5 protein-coding genes are annotated in these 2980 nt (G+C 41.1%); 2 read left to right on the top strand and 3 right to left on the bottom strand.

Annotated elements, in window-relative coordinates; translation table 11 throughout:
- Positions 1 to 524: 3'-5' exonuclease (locus I8752_RS30125; RefSeq protein ID WP_214435869.1), on the top strand; the 524-nt coding region annotated here is incomplete at its 5' end.
- 117 nt (positions 525 to 641) lie between these two features.
- Positions 642 to 1052: an Arm DNA-binding domain-containing protein gene (locus I8752_RS30130; protein ID WP_214435870.1), complete on the top strand. Its 411-nt coding sequence runs from the start codon at positions 642 to 644 to the stop codon at positions 1050 to 1052.
- Here the strand turns inward: I8752_RS30130 and I8752_RS30135 are convergent.
- From I8752_RS30135 to I8752_RS30145, 3 genes are all read right to left on the bottom strand, one after another.
- Positions 1017 to 2054, bottom strand: coding sequence for a YihY/virulence factor BrkB family protein (locus I8752_RS30135; protein WP_214435871.1), 1038 nt, complete (start codon positions 2052 to 2054; stop codon positions 1017 to 1019). The two genes, I8752_RS30130 and I8752_RS30135, sit on opposite strands and share 36 nt — an antisense overlap.
- Before the next feature lie 175 nt (positions 2055 to 2229).
- Entirely contained in the window at positions 2230 to 2448 is a 219-nt protein-coding gene (locus I8752_RS30140) for a hypothetical protein (protein ID WP_214435872.1), read from the bottom strand.
- Positions 2445 to 2980: hypothetical protein (locus tag I8752_RS30145; RefSeq protein ID WP_214435873.1), on the bottom strand; the 536-nt coding region annotated here is incomplete at its 5' end. The genes I8752_RS30145 and I8752_RS30140, both read right to left, overlap by 4 nt.

The following is a 2980-nucleotide window of genomic DNA, read 5'->3' on the forward strand; positions in this document are numbered from 1 at the left end:
AAAACAACTGGTGCATTCTGGATACCGAAACGACGGATTTAAAACAGGCCCAAATATGCCAAACAGGGGTTATTGCGCCAGGGATGCCAGGCTGGCAAACACTCGTTAAACCAACTATCCCGATTTCGCTTGAGGCGATTGAAATACACGGAATCACAAATGAGGCTGTAGACAATGCCCCAACCTTCGATCGAGTTTTCTTAGAGTTAATGAGACGAATAGGTAACAGAGATTTAATCATTTACAATGCTGATTTTGATTTACGGGCTATTAAAAATTCTTTGAGAGTACACGGAATTCAGCTAGCATTCCCCACTAGCGATCGCCGACAATGCCGCATCTTCACAAACGGCGGTTCTATCGACTGTGCAATGCTTTGGTACTCCCAATGGGTAGGAGAGTGGAATGCTTTCCACGGTAATTACAAGTGGCAACCGTTAATCGGGGGCAATCATTCTGCATTGGGTGATTGTGAGGCGACTTTAAAAATAATTGAAAAAATGTCCGCAGAGAATGACGAATGAAGATAAGTAGATAAATGTTTATCCGCGAACGCGAAAGCTAAGTTTACGCTTCAGAGTTTGCGATTTTTTAATTTTTTGAAACAGACAATCACTGGCAAAGAAATAAATTAAACTGCGATGAGTGAAGATAAGTGGATTAGCGTCGATCCGCGAACTAAAAAACTAAGAATTCGCTTTCGCGTTAGTGGGTTCTCAAAACAGTTTCACCTTTCAACAGGACTAAAAGACAGCAAGAGAAATAGAGCGATTGTTCAAACACGCAGAGATGCAATTGAAACCGATATTGCTCTAGGACAATTTGACCAAACGCTTGAGCGTTATAAATTTGGCTCTCGGCATTTAGCGCCCATATCTCAAGTAGTCACCACTAAGCCGCTTGATGAATTGTGGGAAATGTTCACCGAGTTCAAGTCCACCATGCTTGAAGAAACAACCATTAGGAACAGCTATGCGGCAGTTACTAGGTACATCAGGCGATTCCCCACACACGACTTAACCTGTGTACTGATTTTTTCTTCTGTTTTTTAAGCGCTTAAATTGACGAATGTACTGTGTGAGGCGCTGAATTAACTGAGAAAATGGCTTTTTATTATTGGTATTGTGCCTATTTTTAGAAGTATTATTGCTGTTCAAATCTTGTTGAGCGGGAGTGTTCTTAGCTAAAGGGATAGCATTCTTTGTTGGAGTGATGCCAGAACCATGCCTTCTAGAATAAACCTGAGTAAATTCTGCACCAAAAAAGAGAATTTGAGCGGCATAGTAAACCCAAGCGATGATAACTACCAGCGAACCAGCAGCACCGTAGGTTGAACCGAAACTGCTGTTACCTAGATACTGCCCTAACAAAAATCTCCCAATGGAAAACAACAGGGAGGTGAGTATAGCTCCAATTAGAACATCCTTCCAAGTTATTTTGACATCTGGTAGAACTTTAAAAATTAGTCCAAACAGTAATGTAGTAATACTAAAAGAGAGGATAAAACTGACTATCTGCCAAATAAAATCTATGCCTGGTAACAAATTACTAAAAAATGTCACTAGTGCTGCCAATGCTGCACTAATTACCAAAGATACCAGAAGTAAAAAGCCAATACCTAGCACCATTGCGAACGATAAAAAGCGTTGACGAACCATGTTTTTTACGCCCCGTCCGGGTTTTGGCTGCACTTCCCAAATCGTGTTTAAAGCATCTTGTAACTCGGTAAATAAACCAGTAGCACCCAATAGCAAAAGTACAATACTAATGAGGGAGGCAATAGTTCCTGTTTGCGGTTTATTGGCATTTTTGATCGCTATTTGGATGAATTCTGCGCCATCTTTGCCAACTAGTCCTTGAATTTGTCGGACAATTTCACCTCTTGCTGCTTCGTCTCCAAATACCGCTCCCGCGATCGCAATCACGATAATTAGCAAAGGGGCGATTGAAAAAATCGTGTAATATGCTAATGCTGCTGCTAACCGTGAGGCTTTATCTTCACTCCATTCTTTAAATGTCTCTTGGAACAGCGCCCAAATCGCCTGCCAATTCATCTAATCAGTCTCCTTATCGCAGGAAGTCGTTTTTCTCCTGCTATATTTGATACTGATTTTCTGGATAATTACATCTTCCCAAGGATGTTTATAATGCTTTCTGGAGGAGGAAGTTATTTAATATTCAGCTAGTTTATAGTAAATTTAAGCTCGACTTTATCCATTTTTGATTCAATCAAGCAGCGTAAACAGCAATATCTCTCAAACGCTCAAATAAAAGACGAGGGACTTTTATCATTTGAGTGGTTTCGGAAGATGTGGAAAAAGTGCTAGCCCATAAAAATCGTCTAACTAAAGCCAGTGCATCCGAAAAAGTAGGCAAAACTTTGGAGTACCAAATTGTTTGCTGAATTGTCCAAGAAAAATTAGCTTGTAAATGGTCTGCCAAAATCACGACCAAGGAAAATAATCCCAGCAATGTAGGTGTTGTACGAGCAATTGACTGGTCTGACCAAAGACAAGTTGAGTTTCCATTCCTAGATGTTTCCTCACTTCTTCAAAAGTTACTTCTATCTGCCAGCGACGTACAAACCACTCCAAGATTTGTTTAGGAGAATATTCTTGATTTGTAGATAACAAAGCCTGTGATTCAAATTTACCCAGTGAGTCACGTACTAATACCCAACGAATAGGAACCACAGGTAAACCTGTGTGATACCAAACCGCAGTTCCAGTACAAACTTCTACTTGGCGTTCTCCTTCCCCGTACCAACGGTTAACCTTGATTGTTTGCCATTGAGTTTGTGGATCTACAAGCACTTGCTCAAGATTGGGTAATCTTGCGCCTTTAAGTCGGGGTCGTCCCATCGTATTCGGAGTTCTTTCCGGTGCAGGCTCGTATAAAGCAGCATCCAAACGCAACCGAGTGATTATATGTACTGGCATTACAGCTTGGCTGACTGCGGCAAGGAGTTCCAGTGCAGCAA

This window comes from Dendronalium phyllosphericum CENA369 (assembly GCF_016056275.1).
Classification (GTDB): domain Bacteria; phylum Cyanobacteriota; class Cyanobacteriia; order Cyanobacteriales; family Nostocaceae; genus Dendronalium; species Dendronalium phyllosphericum.